The sequence below is a fragment of the Solibacillus sp. FSL K6-1126 genome, from assembly GCF_038003445.1.
GTDB lineage: Bacteria > Bacillota > Bacilli > Bacillales_A > Planococcaceae > Solibacillus > Solibacillus silvestris.
In genome coordinates this window covers 3,940,754-3,957,595 of record NZ_JBBOPD010000001.1, presented here as the reverse complement: position 1 = coordinate 3,957,595, position 16,842 = coordinate 3,940,754, and the positions used below count along the sequence as shown (strand labels likewise).

The window sequence follows — 16,842 nt, the reverse complement described above, 5'->3', positions numbered from 1 at the left end:
CCTTATAAAGAGCTTCATCTATAATTTTATTATTAATAAGCTGTGACAGTGGAGCCGGATGGTGAAGCAGTTGTCACTACAACTTGGTGTTCCGGAAACTGTTGTTGCATTGAGGAGGTAAACTGTTCGGATAAAGCAAGCGGGATCATCGAGATTAATGTTGGTCCGGCACCACTTAAAGCAGTTCCATATGCTCCGGCCTTTTTTGCTGCTTCGCGAATTTCTTTATAAGCAGGAATAAGGTTTGCTCGGAAAGGTTCATGGAAAAGGTCTGCTTCCATATAACGTCCGATTCGCTCATAATCCTTTGCAATCAGGGAAGCTGCTAGCATATTCGCACTGGCGCTCGCACGCACTGCATAGCTACGTTTCAGGTGCTCCGGTAAAACACCGCGTGATGCTGCTGTTTTAAGTTCGATATTCGGGATAAATACAACGAATGCTGCATCCATTTCCTGAATATGTAGTGTGTCGACAATTCCGGCTTCGTCCATTGAGGAAATCGTCAACCCGCCCAATACCGAAGCGGTTGCGTTATCAGGATGTCCTTCAATTTGAGATGAAATGTTCAGCTTATCCTGTTGCGATAATTTCAGATCCCCTAAAATATTGGCTAATTCAATAGCACCCACGATTGCTGCCGCGCTGCTGCCAATACCACGAGCAAGGGGAAGCTCGCTAGTCATCTCAACTTTACATGGAGGCAGCGTTGCATTATATTGCTGTGCTACCTGTTGTGCAATTGTATAAATTAAATGTGTGTCGACTGTCGTATCAGAAGGCACATTGTCACCAATATGCATAAATTCCCACTCATTTTGTAATGTGACATCCAATGTTAAATAGAGTGATAGTCCAAGGCCAATGGAATCAAATCCAGGGCCTAAATTTGCTGTACTGCCAGGAACTTTGATTTGCCACTTTTTACTCATAGACTAAATACGCCCTCGATATAATTACGGATTTCCTGCTCGTCATTTTGTAAAGAAACAAGGTCAACAGTTGAAACATTCATCGCTGTATCCGGGTCTTTTAAGCCGTTTCCAGTAAAGATTGTAACAACACGACTGCCTGCAGCAATTTTACCAGCTTTTACAGATTTAATGACACCAGCTAATGAAGCAGCTGAACCCGGCTCCACAAAAATCCCCTCTTTGTTGGCAATTATTTTATAAGCTTCTAAAATTTCTTCATCTGTTACAGCATCAATTAGACCGCCTGACTCATCACGAGCTGTTTCAGCGAACTTCCAGCTTGCTGGATTTCCGATACGAATCGCTGTTGCTACTGTTTCCGGATTTGCAATGGGAGCACCCTGCACGATTGCAGCGGCACCTTCTGCTTCAAACCCATACATTTTAGGAAGACCGCTTTGTTTTGCTTCATTATATTCTTTAAAGCCTTTCCAGTAAGCTGTAATATTCCCTGCGTTTCCTACAGGAATACATAAGTAGTCAGGTGCTTGACCAAGTTGGTCGACAATTTCAAACGCAGCTGTTTTTTGACCTTCAATACGATATGGGTTTACAGAGTTAACAAGTGCGATAGGAGTATTTTCCCCAATTTTGCGAACAATATTTAATGCATCATCAAAGTTACCGTCAATTTCAATAATCTTTGCACCGTACATGCATGCTTGTGCCAATTTTCCGAGTGCTACTTTGCCTTTTGGAATGACAACGATAGACTGAATGCCTGCACGTGCCGCATATGCCGCTGCAGCAGCGGATGTATTGCCTGTAGATGCACAAATAACAACTTTAGAACCTTCTTCAATTGCTTTTGCAACAGCAAATACCATACCACGGTCTTTAAAAGATCCGGTTGGGTTAGCGCCTTCGATTTTTCCGTATAACTCAATTCCGAGCTCTTTTGATAAATTTACTAACGGGATTAGTGGTGTATTTCCTTCATTTAGTGATAAAGCAGGTGTATTTTCAGTAACAGGTAGGTACTGTTTATATTCTTCGATAAGACCTTTCCACATAGATAATAAACTCCTTCTGTTCTCGCTAGGTGAACATTTGTTTTTGTATACAAGACATTTTATACCTATGTGTTTCTTATTTCAATAGGAATTGTTAAATTGTCGGAACAATTTGTTAAGTAAAAAAAATGTTGTCACTTTTAAGAAAGAAATGTATTATAATAATGTTGTTAAGTCAGGTGTAAAGACACATGGAAGGTGGAAAAGTAATGTCAGTGGGAACAAATGAACAAAAGCCCTTATCACGTAATAAACTTTTACGTATAGCAGGGGTTGGATGGATGTTCGATGCAATGGATGTTGGAATACTATCCTTTATCATTGCAGCACTTGCGGTTGACTGGGGATTGAATAGTAGTCAAATGGGTTGGATTGCAAGTGTAAACTCCATCGGTATGGCAGTAGGTGCGGTGTTATTTGGTGTACTTGCAGATAAAGTTGGACGTAAACAAATTTTTATGTGGACATTAATAATTTTCTCCGTTGCGAGTGGATTATCCGCTTTTACGACAACGTTGACGCTCTTTTTAATATTACGTTTCTTTGTTGGAATGGGGCTTGGCGGGGAATTACCGGTTGCTTCGACACTTGTATCTGAAAGCGTAAAAGCTGAAGAACGCGGAAGAGTTGTTGTTTTACTTGAAAGTTTTTGGGCTGGAGGCTGGCTAATTGCTGCGCTTATTGCCTATTTCGTTATACCGGCTGAATTTTGGCCACTAGAAGGCTGGCGAGTTGCATTATTAATTACGGCAATTCCTGCACTTTATGCAATTTATATAAGAATGAAATTACCGGACTCTCCACAGTTCAGGGTAAAAGAGGAATCGAAAAAACGTTCAGTATTTCAAAATATCGCAACATTATGGGAGAAAAAATATGCACGTTCTACACTAATGCTTTGGGTTTTATGGTTTGCAGTTGTATTTTCTTACTACGGCATGTTTTTATGGTTACCAAGTGTAATGGTTGGCAAAGGATTTGATTTAATATCAAGTTTTAAATATGTATTAATAATGACTTTAGCCCAATTACCAGGTTATTTTACAGCTGCTTGGTTTATCGAGAAGTTTGGGCGGAAATTTGTATTAGTTACATATTTATTAGGTACTGCAGCAAGTGCCTTTGTATTCGGTGGTGCAGAAACGATCGAAACATTATTAATTTCGGGTATGTTGCTTTCATTCTTTAACTTGGGAGCCTGGGGTGCTTTATATGCCTATACACCTGAGCAATATCCGGCAATCGTACGTGGAACGGGAGCGGGTATGGCGGCAGCAATAGGTCGAGTTGGAGGTATTTTCGGCCCATTATTAGTGGGGACACTGCTGACAAAAGGTTATGATATTAGCTTTATTTTCGCTATTTTCTGTGTAGCCATCGTTATTGGTGTATTAGCGGTTATTTTTTTAGGGAAAGAAACGAAGCAAACAGAATTACAATAGTTAAATGCCGAATGGCAATCCATAGAGTATAATAAATAATAAGGACCTGTGCTATTAAAAAAGCGCAGGTCCCTTTTAATATGAATGATATGTAAAAAAATACCTAATAGTTGAATGCGCTTAACAGGATTTTTAATAATAGTTCTTTTATAAACTATATATTTTACAAAAGTATGTCAATTTTCTATTTGAAATTTTATATTCTTTAGTATGCTAAAGTTTTTTCAGAAAACTCGTTGAATTCTATTATTATTCATGATAATGTATTTTTTATTATTAAGAATTTAGTGCACGTAAAGTTACATGAATGAGTGAGATAGTATTTTTGAAAAAATAGAGGAAAGGGAGATGGAGAATTTGACTATTTGTGAAAATATTAAAAAGAAGTATATTCGCCTTTCTAAGGGGCAGCGAAAAGTTGCTCAGTTTGTTATGGATAATCCGAATATTGTGTGGACCAATACTGCCTCCGAAGTAGGAAGATTAGCGGATGTAAGTGAATCGACTGTAATAAGGTTTTGCTATTCAATGGATTTAGCAGGTTTTAGTGAGCTCCAAGATAAACTGAAGGAATATTTAATGGAAAAAGGTGAAGCAAGCGAAGTTAAACAAGTGCTGCCTGTAAAGAAAATCCGAAATCACATTGGGGCAGACATTGTAAAAAAAGATATCGCCGACATTTCAAAAACTTTCAATCAACTAAAAGAGCAGGATATTGAAGAAGTTGTGCAATTATTACATACAGCAAAGAAAATCCACTTTTTAGGTTTCAGACAATCGACACCAGTTGCATTTTGGATGTACAGCAATGTCAATAGGTTACGAGACCGCGTTCATTTTATTCCCCATGAGGCAGACAAAATTGCACAGCAGGTTGCATATATGGATGAAGATTCATTGCTTTTCATTATATCGCTTGATGAAGAGTATGAAGATATGGCGACAATAGTTGAAATTGCTAAAAGAAAAAATGTGAAAATTGTGGCAATCCGTAACAAAGAGCTTACTTCTCAAGATGAACCGGCTAACCTCGTACTCATCGTTCCTAATACAAAAGAATCCGGAAACACATGTACGATTGCGGTTTTCTCTCTTTTACATATATTAGTGGAATCGATGGTAGATCAAAATCCGCAACAATATGAGCAGTATACTAAAAACACAAAAAGCGCTTTGAATACATCAAATTTAATAGCAATCAGCTAAACTGTAAGGGCTAACCAATAGCCCTTACAGTTTTACTTTTTGCTAAGTAATGTTAGCAAATCTTCTGTTTTTCACTTTTAGATCGTTATGTTAAAATGAAGAGCGAAAAGCATTTAAATAGGAGGCTCACTCATGAGTAAAACATTAGTTTTCGGACATAAAAATCCAGATACAGATACAATTACTTCAGCAATTGTTTATGCATACTTAAAACAACAATTAGGTGTGGATGCAGAAGCAGTTCGTCTTGGAGAATTAAATAATGAAACAAAGTATGCACTGGAAAAATTCAACTTTGAAGCACCGCGTCTAATTGCGAACGTAAAAGACGAAGCGGCACATGTAATTTTGGTGGACCACAATGAGTTCCAGCAATCGGCAGATGGAATTGAAGACGTACAAATCACGGAAGTAATCGATCATCATCGTATTGCGAACTTTACAACAGCTGATCCGCTCTATTTCCGTGCGGAGCCTGTAGGTTGTACAGCGACAATTTTAAATAAATTATTTAAAGAAAATAATGTGGAAATTCCGGCTAATATTGCGGGTTTAATGCTTTCTGCAATTATTTCAGATACATTATTATTCAAATCACCGACATGCACAGAGCAAGATGTAAAAGCTGGTGAAGAATTGGCAGCCATTGCAAATGTTGATACTGCACAATATGGTTTAGCTATGCTAAAAGCAGGTGCGGACCTTTCAGATAAGTCATTGGAAGATTTATTGTCATTGGATGCAAAAGGCTTTGAATTTGGTGAATATAAAGCGACGGTTGCCCAAGTAAACGCAGTGGATATCGAGGACGTTCTTGGTCGCCAAGAAGAGCTTGAAAACTTATTGAACAAAAATATTGCGGATAACGGCCTTGATTTATTCTTCTTCGTTGTAACGGATATTTTAAACAATGATTCAACAGCAGTAGCAGCTGGACAAGTTGCCGAAGAAGCAGCGAAAGCCTTTGGTGCAACAATTGTCAACGGTCGCATCAGCTTGCCTGGCGTTGTATCACGAAAAAAACAAATCGTTCCAGTATTAACGGAAAACTTAAAATAAAAAATAAACCCGGTAACTCTTTTAAGAGTTACCGGATTTTTTCATTTTTAACGGATAGACGGCAGGGCCTTCGATGACTTCGCCTTTTGCGTTGTACCGGGATCCATGACATGGACAATCCCATGTATCATCAGCTACATTCCATCTTGTTTTACAGCCGAGGTGTGTACACTTAGGCGCATCCGGTCTGTCGATATAGCCTTTTACAAGCTCTTTTCCGATCATTCCGCCCGTTTGTAGCATAAAGTAAAAAGTCTTTCCGAAATTCGAACGGTCCGGTGAGAATAAAGCAGCTGCCGGGTTTGCAATTCTTTTAATAAGATCTGTAAGCAATGTTCCTGCAACAAGCGATGAGGAAAGCCCCCATTTATTGAAACCCGTTGCAATATACAAACTGTCATCGCTTGGGGAAAGCTGGCCGATGTAAGGAATTTGGTCTGCAGTCATAATATCCTGGGCACTCCAGCCATATTCATATGGAGGAAGTTCAAAATCTGTTGTTAGTTCATGCTGCAATGTATCGTAAAACGGGTCTGTATCACTTGTGGACCCTGCTGTATGCGATTGCCCGCCATAGATAAAGTACGGCTGATTATCGATAAGTGCCGTTCGAATTGTACGGCTTTGAGCATCAACGCTTAAATATTGCCCTTCTAACAGTTGTGAATATTTTGTTGCAGTTAAGTAGGACCGTTTAATTTGCAGCTTCATCGAATAAAGCTGACGGATTGATTCAATCGGGTAATGTGTACATAAAATTAGCTTTTTATAATGGACAGTATGGTCATTGCTTGTATGAAGACAATTTTTGGACATTTCTAATTTAGTGACTCGCGTATTTAAATAAAGTTGTGCTCCATGTTTTCTTGCTAAATGAACATACGTATTTGTGAACTCGACAGGATTGATCTGACCTTCATTTTTAATGCCGAGCGCAAGTTCTACAGGAACCGAAAGTTCGATGTCCTTTGTAGCAACAAATGGAATCCCAATTTTTTTATAGCTTTCCGCCTCGTTTAAAAGCTGCTCTTTTCCTTGAGGGGTAGCTGTATAAACATAAGAAGTAGCTCGGGTAAAGCTGGTGCTACTTTCGGAAACAGCTTGTTCGATAGCCTGTTTATTTGCCTCGTAGTAAATTTTCCCGTCTTCTTCATTAAGTTTTGAGTAAATGACATTATGCTGTACTGTTAATTTCCCTGTAGAATAGCCTGTTGTACCTTGTGAAAACTGAGGCATTGCTTCAATTAGCACAACTTGCAGCCCCTCTTTAGCAAGTGAATAGGCTGTATAAATACCGCTAATCCCCCCACCGATAATACAGATATCGCAGTTAATCGATTCTTGAAGTGTTGGAGCAGAAAATTCTGAATGTGTTGGAAGCCATAGAGATTGTTTCAAAATATCACCTTTTTATTTTTTAGCATTGGGTATTTGGCATTGATTTATTCAGTTATGCTACAAATTAAGTCATTACGCAACTAGTGGGGAGTAGAGAGTTTCAAACATTGTACTTTTGAATAATTGCTCGCTACAATACAAGACAAGGAGAGTGATGAGCATGAAAATCGAAGTATGGTCTGATTATGTATGTCCTTTTTGCTATATCGGCAAAAAACAGTTAGAAATCGCATTAGATGAACTTGGGTATGGAGATGCGATTGAAGTAGCATATAAAAGCTATTTATTGGATCCTTCCACACCAGTTGATACAACAAGCTCTGTCTATGAAGAATTGTCACGAAAATACCAGATTTCATTAGATGAAGTGAAGAAGATGACAGCAAATGTTACAGCACGTGCCAAAGAAGTAGGGCTTGAGTACAATTTTGATGAAATGAAAAGTGCTAACACTGTAAAAGCGCACCGTTTAGCGAAATGGGCTGAAACAGAAGGAAAAGAAAAAGAGTTCACCGAGCGTGTGTTAAAAGCCTACTTTTTAGAAGGTGAAGCAATCGGGCAAACTGATGTGTTACTGACATTAGCAGAAGAAGTCGGGTTATCGGCTGAAAAAGCACGACAAGTGATCGAGAGCAATGAGTATTTGGAGCAAGTTGAGCAAGATATTGCGGTTGCTCAAAATCTTGGTGTACGAGGCGTACCTTTCTTTGTTATTGATAATAAGTACGGTATTTCAGGTGCACAGCCACAGGAAGTGTTTGAGCAAACAATCGAAAAGGCAGCACAGGAAATGGGTTTACGTAAGCCTTTAAAAATGCAAGGTGTAGACGGGGCTGCGTGTACCGATGATTCTTGTGATATTTAAAAGCAATAAAATGAGTGAATTTACCTAGATTCGTATTTTTATATAAAACCGAAATGGGAATTCAGACTAAAGTATGAGAACAATCTAATTGATTTTTTTAGGTTGTTCTTTTATTATATAAAAGTACCTCGAATTTGAGATACTTTAAAACAAGATAAAATTGCAAAAATAAATAATATTAAAAATATTAGGGAGAATGAAAATGACAAACGTATTAGTAGTAAAAGCAAATAACCGCCCAGATGGCGTATCAACAAAAATGTATGAAACATTCATTGCTGAAGTAGCGAATAATGAAGGTTTAAACGTAACAACTTTTGACGTATTTGAAGAGAATATGCCATATTTCGGTCAAGAATTATTCAACGCTTTCGGTAAAGCACAAGCAGGCGAAGAATTATCAGCAATCCAAGAAGGTTCTTTAGCTGCTTTCAATAAGTCTCGTGAAGCATTAACAGCTGCTGATGTAGTAGTATTTGCATTCCCATTATGGAACTTAACAATCCCAGCTGCATTACAATCATTCATTGATTACACATACGGTGCTGGCTATTCATTTAAATATAACGAACAAGGTCAATTAGTAAGCTTAATGACGGACAAAAAATATATCGTATTAAACGCTCGTGGCGGTATTTACTCAACACCACAAGCAAACGCATCAGAAATGTCAGTAAATTATATTAATGCAGTTATTGGTGGCGTATATGGCATGGAAAAAATTGATGAAGTTATTATCGAAGGTCATGCTTCAAATCCAGCGGGCGCTGAACAAATTATCGCTGACGGTCTAGAAAAAGTAAAAGCTGCAGCGCAAAATTTAGCAAAAGTAACAGCATAATTTATTATTCATATAGTAAAGAAGGGTAATTCACAAAGTTGTGAGTTCCCTTCTTTTTTATGTCATTGAGCAGTTGCAATTATTTTAAATTAACCTGGCAGTAAGCTACTTACTTTTCGTAATTGATGAGAAGTGGTAATATAATATGTAGCAGTTAAATAAATTTAGATTTAGAGTAGTGAATATGAGGTGAAGAAAATGAAAGAATCAGCGCTATGTCCGCGTCTATCGAAAGCAATGGAGCTTGTTGGGAAACGCTGGACAGCTTTAATTATTTATCAATTGTTGGAAGGACCTCAACGTTTCAATGCGATCGAAGCAGCATTGCCGATTAGTGGACGCTTATTGTCGGAGCGTTTAAAGGAACTCGAAAAAGAAGGAATTGTTGAACGTAAAGTATACTCAGAAGTACCGGTTCGTGTAGAGTATAATTTAACAGATAAAGGGCTTTCCCTTGAACAAACTGTTAGAGAAATTGAGATCTGGGCGAAAACTTGGTTATAAATCATGTTGTTTTACTTGTAAAAAGCGTTATAAAAACAGATACTTAAAAAGTACGTCAGCTTTACAAGAAAGGAAAATGTTTTTTATGACAATTCAACAGTGGGAAAATGATTTATTACAATGGATTCCTTCAACTAATATAAAAATAAATGAAACACTAAAAAAATATACGATGACAAAACTTGGCGGTAAGGCAGATATTTTAGTGCTGCCGAATACAGAAGAGCAAGCAGCAGCTGTCGTTAAGTATGCGTATGAAAATAATGTGCCGCTACTCATGCTGGGGAACGGGTCTAATATGGTCGTTCGTGATGGTGGTGTCCGTGGAATCGTCCTGCATTTTGCCTTATTGGATGAAATTCGCATTGAAGGTAATATGGTTTATGCGCAAAGTGGTGCATTGATTAAAGAAGTGTCAAAACAAGTTGCAGCTAAAAGTTTAACTGGGTTTGAATTTGCATGCGGTATTCCAGGTTCGATCGGAGGAGCAATGGCGATGAATGCCGGTGCTTATGGTGGTGAGGTTAAAGATATCGTCACATCTTGTAGAGTACTGACACCGGAAGGAAAGATTCTTGAGCTGAATAACGAACAACTGGAGCTTTCTTACCGTAAAAGTATTATTGCAAAAAAAGGATATCTCGTGCTGTCAGCTACTTTCCAATTAGCGCAAGGCGATCAACAGCAAATCGATGAAAAAATTGCTGATTTAACATTCCAGCGTGAATCGAAGCAACCCCTCGAATATCCTTCAGCAGGCAGTGTATTTAAACGTCCACCAGGTTATTTTGCAGGTAAACTCATTCAGGATAGTGAATTGCAAGGTAAGGGTGTTGGTGGGGCCGAGGTTTCTACAAAGCATGCAGGATTTATCGTCAATAAAAACAATGCTACGGCAAAAGACTATATCGATACAATTCAAATGGTACAGCGTGTCGTAAAAGAGAAGTTCGATATCGATTTAGAAATGGAAGTAAAAATCGTCGGTGAAGACTAATCTTGAAAGATAAAGTGCAACTCCAACTCGTGCTAATTTAGCGCGAGTTCTCTTTTTTTTAATGGTTAATTTAATATATGTTACATAAAAGGAGTAAGAAAGATGAAATTTATTTCGTGGAATGTGAATGGGATACGTGCATGTGTAAATAAAGGATTTTTGAATTATTTTCGGGAAATGGATGCGGACTTTTTCTGTTTACAAGAAACAAAATGCCAGGTAGGACAAATTGATCTCCAACTAGAAGGATACTATCAATATTGGCATTCAGCAGTGAAAAAAGGCTACTCCGGTACAGCGGTATTTACGAAACACGAGCCGTTAGCTGTCTATTACGGCATTGAAAATGAAATTGCGGCAGATGAAGGCCGAATCCTTACATTGGAGTATGAAAACTTTTATTTAGTGAATACATACACACCGAATGCAAAAAGAGATTTAACTCGTTTGGAGGAACGGCTGCTTTGGGAAGACCGAATGAGAATATATTTAAAGGAACTTGATGCGAAAAAGCCCGTCATTTATTGTGGAGATTTAAATGTTGCCCATAGTGAACTGGATATTAAAAATGTGAAATCCAATATCGGTAATTCCGGATTTACATATGAAGAGCGCGGAAAGATGACAGACTTACTCACAAGTGGGTTTACAGATACGTTTCGTCATTTCCATCCGGATGTAACCGACCACTTTACATGGTGGAGTTACATGGCGAAAGTACGTGAGCGAAATATCGGCTGGCGCATCGACTACTTTATTATCTCTGACCGACTAGTTGAAAAAATAGAGGAAGCATCTATACATTCAGAAATTTTAGGTAGCGATCATTGCCCTATCGTATTAAAATTAAAAACGGTGTAAGATGAATAGACTAATAGAAATAGAACTTTTACAGCATATTGCTTTGTAAAAAACGAAAAAAAGAGGTGGAATTTATGGCGCAACAGGCGAAAAAGTCAAAAGGACGCAAATTTATTAACATTGTCATTTGGGCAGTTGGGATTTTAATTATTGTAGGTGGTGCAGCGGTAGCAGGATTGCACTTATACGTATCAAATTCTAAACCTGTCATTGAAGGTGAGCTTGCTGTCTCCATTTTAGATGAGGATGTAGAAGTTACGAGAGATGGTGTAGGAGTACCGCACATTGTTGCCAAGTCTGATGCGGATCTTTACCGTGCACAAGGCTATGTACAGGCGCAGGATCGTTTATTCCAAATGGATTTAGCGCGCCGCCAAGCAAGTGGTACATTAGCTGAAGTCGTAGGTGAATCTGCAGTAAATACAGATAAGTTTTTCCGGACATTTAGTTTACGTCATGCTGCGGAACAATCATGGGATGATTATGATGCCCAGTCAAAACAAATCCTGGAGTGGTATACAGAAGGTGTAAATGCTTTTATCGATGAAGTAAAAGATACAAGCAAACTTTCATATGAATTCAAATTACTTGGGTATAAACCTGAAGCATGGACACCGATTGATTCATTGACAATCGGAAAATATATGGCATATGACTTAGGCGGAAACTGGAATCAGCAAGTATTCCGTTCATGGGCAGTGCAAAACTATACACAAGAACAAGCTGAAGAATTATTTGTAGAGTATCCAGAAAACGCACAATCAATTATTGAAGCGAATTTAAATCTGGAAACAGATATTGCAAGTGCTATTCCAACAGATTATTTACCATCAGAACATAACGGCAGTAATAACTGGGTTGTAAGTGGCGAGCTGACAAAGTCAGGTAAGCCATTGCTTGCAGATGATCCGCATCTAGGATTAAGCACCCCGTCTGTATGGTATCAAATGCATTTGCAATCACCAGAACAAAATGTAAGTGGTGTAATTTTTGCAGGGATCCCTGGAATTATTCTTGGGCATAACGAACAAATTGCATGGGGCGTAACGAATGTGAACCCAGATGTGCAAGATATATATATTGAAACACCCAACCCGGAAAACCCGTATCAATTTGAATATGACGGCGAATGGGAAGAGGCAACTGTTCGACAAGAGCCAATCAAAGTAAAAGACGGTGAAACGGTGGACTTTGAAGTTGTGGAAACACGCCATGGTCCAATTATTTCCAACATTATGCTTAAAGATACAAAGATGAAAGAGCAGTTCTCTATGCAGTGGACAGCATTACAATCAACACAGGAACTAAAAGCAGTATTAGGTTTCAATAAAGCGACAGATTGGGAGGAGTTTGAAGTTGCGTTAGAGGACTTTAAAGCACCGGCGCAAAACTTTGTGTTTGCTTCAACTGATGGAACAATTGCATACAAAGCAAATGGTCTAGTACCAATCCGTAAACAAGGTACAGGTGCATTGCCAGTGCCAGGTAACTCTTCGGAATACGGTTGGGAAAGCTATATCCCGTTTGATGAGCTGCCAACTGTTATTAATCCGGAAGAAGGGTTTATTGCAACAGCGAATAATCAAGTTGTAGGCGAGGAATACCCTTACCATATTTCAAATCTTTGGGCACAGCCTTATCGATATGAGCGAATCGTAGAGATGATTAAAACACCAATGTATGATGAGGAAACAGGTGAATTATTAAAGCTGTCTGTTGCAGAAATGAAAGGGATGCAAATGGATAAAAAGAATTTGCATGCCCAAGAATTTTTACCAGGCTTACTTGAAACGATCAAAGCTCAAGATAAAGATGACAAATACAAGAATGTCATAACACTTCTGGAAGAGTGGGAGTATTATGATGATAAAGACCAAGGTGCACCACTTGTATACCATTTCTTAATTGAAAATATGGAAAAGGCATTATTCCAGGATGCAATGCCTGAAGATGTTTATAAATTAATGCCAGCTAAATCGCAAATTACCGACCAGATGCTGCGTGATGCATATGCAGGTAATCCGGGTGTCTGGATTACAGAAGAAGGCGGACTGGATAAATTCGTTTACACTGCATTCGAGGATGCAGTTACAAAAATTAAAGGTAAATTTGGGACGTCGGTTTCAAAATGGAAATGGGGCAGCTATAATCAGCTCACATTCGATCATCCATTAGCAAGCGCATCCGACTTTTTAGCGGACTATGTCAACCCTGAAAAACTACCGGTTGGCGGTTCTAGTGTTACCGTACAAGCAGCTTCTGAAGATGGCAGCGGGAATGTAAATCACGGGGCATCATGGCGCTTTGTAGCTGACTTGGATAATTTAAAATCAGCATATCATATTGTTGGTCCAGGACAGAGCGGACATGTGAAGTCTAAATGGTATGACAACCAAACGTCAAACTGGGTTTACGGCCGCTATCATAAAACAAAAATAAATGGCGATATCGACCATGGTTACGAGTTAATTTTAAAAGCTGAATAGAAGTATGAATGGATCCTTCCTTTTTCAAAAGGGAGGATTTTCAATATTTAAAAGTTGCTTTAATATTGGAATGAGTTAAAATATAGAGTTGAAAATATAAAATTAAAGTAAAATAGTCACATATGCTAATAAAAATGTTTGAGTTATATTACTTCGCGTTATATGATAAAAGAAGACAATCTAGTTATATAAATGAGGCGAAAGATACAATGTCAGGTATTAAATTAATAAATGTAACAGAGGAAATTGTAAAAGGGCTTGTTAGTTTTCTGCTGCATGGCGTTGAATATCAAACATTTTGCCATTGTGAACAATGTGAGATGGATGTGAATGCAATTGTTTTAAATGTATTGCCTGCTCGTTATGTTACGTCAGATGAGACGAGAGATGCTGTGTTTAAACAAATGAGCACCCCGGAATATCTTGAGGAAATTAACAAACAAATTATTCGTGCACTTCACATCGTAAAACAATATCCTAAGCATCTATAAGAAATGATTTCAATGCGTTCATTATGTATATAAGCAGTCATAATCAAGTTTTATAAAAGATAAAATGAAGAGGTTATTCAATTAGGGGCATACTAATTGCAATAGCCTTTTTCTTTTAACCCATTTTTGCGTAGTTTAAAATTGTCACGATTTTCGGCAATAGATGACTAATCCGCTTCCTATATAACCGGAACCAAATTGTTATGCAGCCAAGCCGATGTATATTTAGGTGTTTACTGTTTTCAGTTAACTTTTTGCGTGAAATTGTAGTAAACTGAAAGGAGCAATTGGAAAGAGAGGGAACAGCTATGCCAACACCTAGCATGGAGGACCACATTGAACAAATTTATCTACTAATTGAACATAAAGGGTATGCGCGTGTGTCCGATATTGCGGAAGCTTTATCTGTTCTACCTTCCTCCGTTACAAAAATGGTGCAGAAATTAGATAAAGACGGCTATTTGATATATGAAAAATATAGAGGCTTAACATTAACGCCAAAAGGGCAAAAGTTAGGAAAGAGACTTGTTCAGCGACATGATTTGCTGGAACAATTTTTGCGTTTAATAGGGGTCGATGAAGAACGTATATATGAAGACGTTGAAGGTATTGAACATCACTTAAGCTGGAATTCCATTGATCGCATTGCTGATCTTGTGCAGCTTTTAGAAGAAGAGCCTCAAATTACAAAGAAGCTGGAAGAAATGAAATCAAATCATAGTATGTAATGATTGACAGGAAAAAGGAGAATATGATGAATCAGTTAATAAAATCAGGACAAGTAGTGGAATTAACGGTATTGGAAGAACAAGGGTCACGCTATATTTTAACAAATGGTGATTTGGAAATTCCTTTAAATGCATCAGATGTAGCAGAAACAATTGCGATTGGCGATGTTTTAAAAGTATTCCTTTATACAGATCGCCGAGGAGACCTTCAGGCAACGACGGCAATTCCGCATATTACAGAAGCGGATTACGGTTGGGCGCGTGTGTTAAAAGTGACAAAAGAAGGTGCTTTTTGTGATATTGGTACGTCACGTGAAGTACTAGTGCGTGCCGAAGATTTACCGGCTATTGAAGAAGTATGGCCAGAGTCAGGAGATCATTTGTATATTACATTACGTACAGATCGCAACGGTGATTTATTCGGTCGTCTAATTACTGAAGAAAAAGTTAATGACATGTATGAAGGCGCAGCGGAAGACATGTTCAACAAAAATATTACTGCTCGACCATACCGTCTATTACCGGTAGGTTCATTTTTATTAGGCGTTGATAACCCTTATCGTATTTTCGTACACGAATCTGAAATGAAGGCTGAGCCTCGTTTAGGACAAGAAGTGCAGGTGCGTATTATTGATGTGAAGGAAGATGGCTCGTTAAACGGATCATTTTTACCTCGAAAGCATGAGCGTTTAGGAGAAGATGCGGAAAAAATCTTTGCATATTTGGAAAGTGTCGGCGGAAAAATGCCGTTTGGTGATAAGTCAACACCAGAGGAAATTTCTGAAATGTTCAAGATGAGTAAAGGTTCGTTTAAGCGTGCACTAGGTACTTTAATGAAAGCGCGCAAAATTACGCAAAAAGACGGCTGGACAGAAATCGTTTAGATACAACTATAAGTAAAAGGGGAAATGTATATGAAACCTTTTACTTTTTTTATTCGTATTAATTAAAGAATGTATAGTAAAATTGGACAACATATACATTCGTAAAGGGGGATTTATAAATGAAACAAAAATGGATGGCTGTTATTGCTGCATTTGTGCTACTGATTTCTTTTGTTTTACCAATGTCTGCTTCTGCGGCTGCTACAGAACAAAAGAATCCAATCAATGAAAAGCTCGGCGTACCAATCGTTGTTTATGGAGGTAATTTATCTGCTGATGAAAAAGAAACAGTGAAAATAGCATTGCGTGTAGATAAAGAGACAGAAATAGATGAAATTACGATTACAGGACAGGATTTAGCAAAATATATAAAAGATAGTAACCCTAGTTCACGCATGTTTTCATCAGCTAAAATTACACGCCAAGATGCAGGCAAGGGTCTTACAATTAGTATCGTAACACCAGATAATATTACACAAGTAACATCGGAAATGTATGCAAGTGCCATGTTAACGGCAGGTATTGAAGATGCGATTGTAGAAATTGCAGCACCAAAACCAGTAACAGGTCACTCTGCATTAGTCGGTATATATAAAGCATATGAAGTAAAAACAGGTGAGACATTAGATATTGAACGTACAGATGTCGCAAATGACGAATTATCCGTTGCTACATCACTTGCCGAATCGGCAGGTGTTTCAGATGAACAAGTAGCGGAACTATTAACGGAAATTAAAAAAGCAATTGCAGAAAATAAACCGGCAACAAAAGAAGAGGTTCAGCAAATTGTTGAAGAACAGCTGAATAAACTGCAAATCAATTTGAGTGAAGCAGACCGTCAGCTTTTAGTTGATTTAATGGACCGAATTAGTAATCTGAATATTGACTTCAGTAAATTATCTTCACAGTTATCGGATTTAACGGCAAAGTTCGATGAGAAGTTCGGTGCAATACTGGAGGATGAAGGATTTTGGCAAAGCGTCAAAAATTTCTTCAATAATTTAATCGATACAATTTCGTCCTGGTTCAAATAAAATAGTTTTTAATGAAGGCACTCCTTAACGGGTGCTTTTATTTTTAATGAAAATTCAAA

16 protein-coding genes are annotated in these 16,842 nt (G+C 38.0%); 13 read left to right on the top strand and 3 right to left on the bottom strand.

Annotated elements, in window-relative coordinates:
- Positions 1 to 32 precede the first annotated feature (32 nt).
- Together thrB and thrC are read right to left on the bottom strand one after the other, a co-directional pair.
- On the bottom strand, positions 33 to 932 hold the full coding sequence (thrB, locus tag MHH44_RS19715) for a homoserine kinase (RefSeq protein WP_340799401.1): 900 nt from the start codon (positions 930 to 932) through the stop codon (positions 33 to 35).
- Positions 929 to 1,987 carry a threonine synthase gene (gene thrC, locus MHH44_RS19710; protein ID WP_340799400.1) on the bottom strand — a complete coding sequence of 353 codons (1,059 nt, stop codon included), beginning with the start codon at positions 1,985 to 1,987 and terminating at the stop codon, positions 929 to 931. The genes thrB and thrC overlap by 4 nt, the downstream gene beginning before the upstream one ends.
- A gap of 209 nt (positions 1,988 to 2,196) precedes the next feature.
- Between thrC and MHH44_RS19705 the strand changes: the two genes are divergently transcribed.
- The 3 genes from MHH44_RS19705 to MHH44_RS19695 all read left to right on the top strand — a co-directional run bounded on the left by MHH44_RS19705 (position 2,197) and on the right by MHH44_RS19695 (position 5,694).
- A complete protein-coding gene (locus MHH44_RS19705) occupies positions 2,197 to 3,429 on the top strand; it encodes an MFS transporter (RefSeq protein WP_008405826.1) in 1,233 nt (410 codons plus the stop codon).
- A 348-nt stretch (positions 3,430 to 3,777) separates the two neighbouring features.
- Positions 3,778 to 4,635, top strand: coding sequence for a MurR/RpiR family transcriptional regulator (locus MHH44_RS19700; protein WP_340799399.1), 858 nt, complete (start codon positions 3,778 to 3,780; stop codon positions 4,633 to 4,635).
- A gap of 132 nt (positions 4,636 to 4,767) precedes the next feature.
- Positions 4,768 to 5,694, top strand: a complete 927-nt coding sequence (locus tag MHH44_RS19695) for a manganese-dependent inorganic pyrophosphatase (protein ID WP_008405822.1) — start codon at positions 4,768 to 4,770, stop codon at positions 5,692 to 5,694.
- Positions 5,695 to 5,715: 21 nt separating this feature from the next.
- Here the strand turns inward: MHH44_RS19695 and MHH44_RS19690 are convergent, their stop codons facing one another.
- Positions 5,716 to 7,092 (bottom strand): FAD-dependent oxidoreductase, encoded by a 1,377-nt coding sequence (locus MHH44_RS19690; RefSeq protein ID WP_008405821.1) that lies wholly within the window; start codon positions 7,090 to 7,092, stop codon positions 5,716 to 5,718.
- A 160-nt stretch (positions 7,093 to 7,252) separates the two neighbouring features.
- On the opposite strand from MHH44_RS19690, the gene MHH44_RS19685 reads away from it, so the two are divergent.
- From MHH44_RS19685 to MHH44_RS19640, 10 genes are all read left to right on the top strand, one after another.
- Positions 7,253 to 7,957: a DsbA family oxidoreductase gene (locus MHH44_RS19685; RefSeq protein WP_008405820.1), complete on the top strand. Its 705-nt coding sequence runs from the start codon at positions 7,253 to 7,255 to the stop codon at positions 7,955 to 7,957.
- 202 nt (positions 7,958 to 8,159) lie between these two features.
- Positions 8,160 to 8,798 carry an FMN-dependent NADH-azoreductase gene (locus MHH44_RS19680; protein WP_008405818.1) on the top strand — a complete coding sequence of 213 codons (639 nt, stop codon included), beginning with the start codon at positions 8,160 to 8,162 and terminating at the stop codon, positions 8,796 to 8,798.
- A 198-nt stretch (positions 8,799 to 8,996) separates the two neighbouring features.
- Positions 8,997 to 9,302: a winged helix-turn-helix transcriptional regulator gene (locus MHH44_RS19675; RefSeq protein ID WP_008405817.1), complete on the top strand. Its 306-nt coding sequence runs from the start codon at positions 8,997 to 8,999 to the stop codon at positions 9,300 to 9,302.
- Positions 9,303 to 9,387: 85 nt separating this feature from the next.
- Positions 9,388 to 10,299 (top strand): UDP-N-acetylmuramate dehydrogenase, encoded by a 912-nt coding sequence (gene murB, locus MHH44_RS19670; RefSeq protein ID WP_008405816.1) that lies wholly within the window; start codon positions 9,388 to 9,390, stop codon positions 10,297 to 10,299.
- A gap of 102 nt (positions 10,300 to 10,401) precedes the next feature.
- Positions 10,402 to 11,160 (top strand): exodeoxyribonuclease III, encoded by a 759-nt coding sequence (locus tag MHH44_RS19665; protein WP_340799398.1) that lies wholly within the window; start codon positions 10,402 to 10,404, stop codon positions 11,158 to 11,160.
- 74 nt (positions 11,161 to 11,234) lie between these two features.
- Positions 11,235 to 13,646: a penicillin acylase family protein gene (locus tag MHH44_RS19660; RefSeq protein WP_008405814.1), complete on the top strand. Its 2,412-nt coding sequence runs from the start codon at positions 11,235 to 11,237 to the stop codon at positions 13,644 to 13,646.
- A 209-nt stretch (positions 13,647 to 13,855) separates the two neighbouring features.
- Complete coding sequence (locus MHH44_RS19655) at positions 13,856 to 14,137, top strand: late competence development ComFB family protein (RefSeq protein ID WP_014822522.1); 282 nt, start codon at positions 13,856 to 13,858, stop codon at positions 14,135 to 14,137.
- A gap of 308 nt (positions 14,138 to 14,445) precedes the next feature.
- Entirely contained in the window at positions 14,446 to 14,865 is a 420-nt protein-coding gene (gene mntR, locus MHH44_RS19650; protein WP_008405810.1) for a transcriptional regulator MntR, read from the top strand.
- Positions 14,866 to 14,891: 26 nt separating this feature from the next.
- The gene (locus MHH44_RS19645; protein ID WP_008405808.1) at positions 14,892 to 15,749 is read left to right on the top strand and encodes a CvfB family protein; all 858 of its coding nucleotides are present in this window, start codon (positions 14,892 to 14,894) and stop codon (positions 15,747 to 15,749) included.
- A 119-nt stretch (positions 15,750 to 15,868) separates the two neighbouring features.
- Positions 15,869 to 16,783, top strand: coding sequence for a DUF1002 domain-containing protein (locus tag MHH44_RS19640; RefSeq protein WP_008405807.1), 915 nt, complete (start codon positions 15,869 to 15,871; stop codon positions 16,781 to 16,783).
- Positions 16,784 to 16,842: the final 59 nt, after the last annotated feature.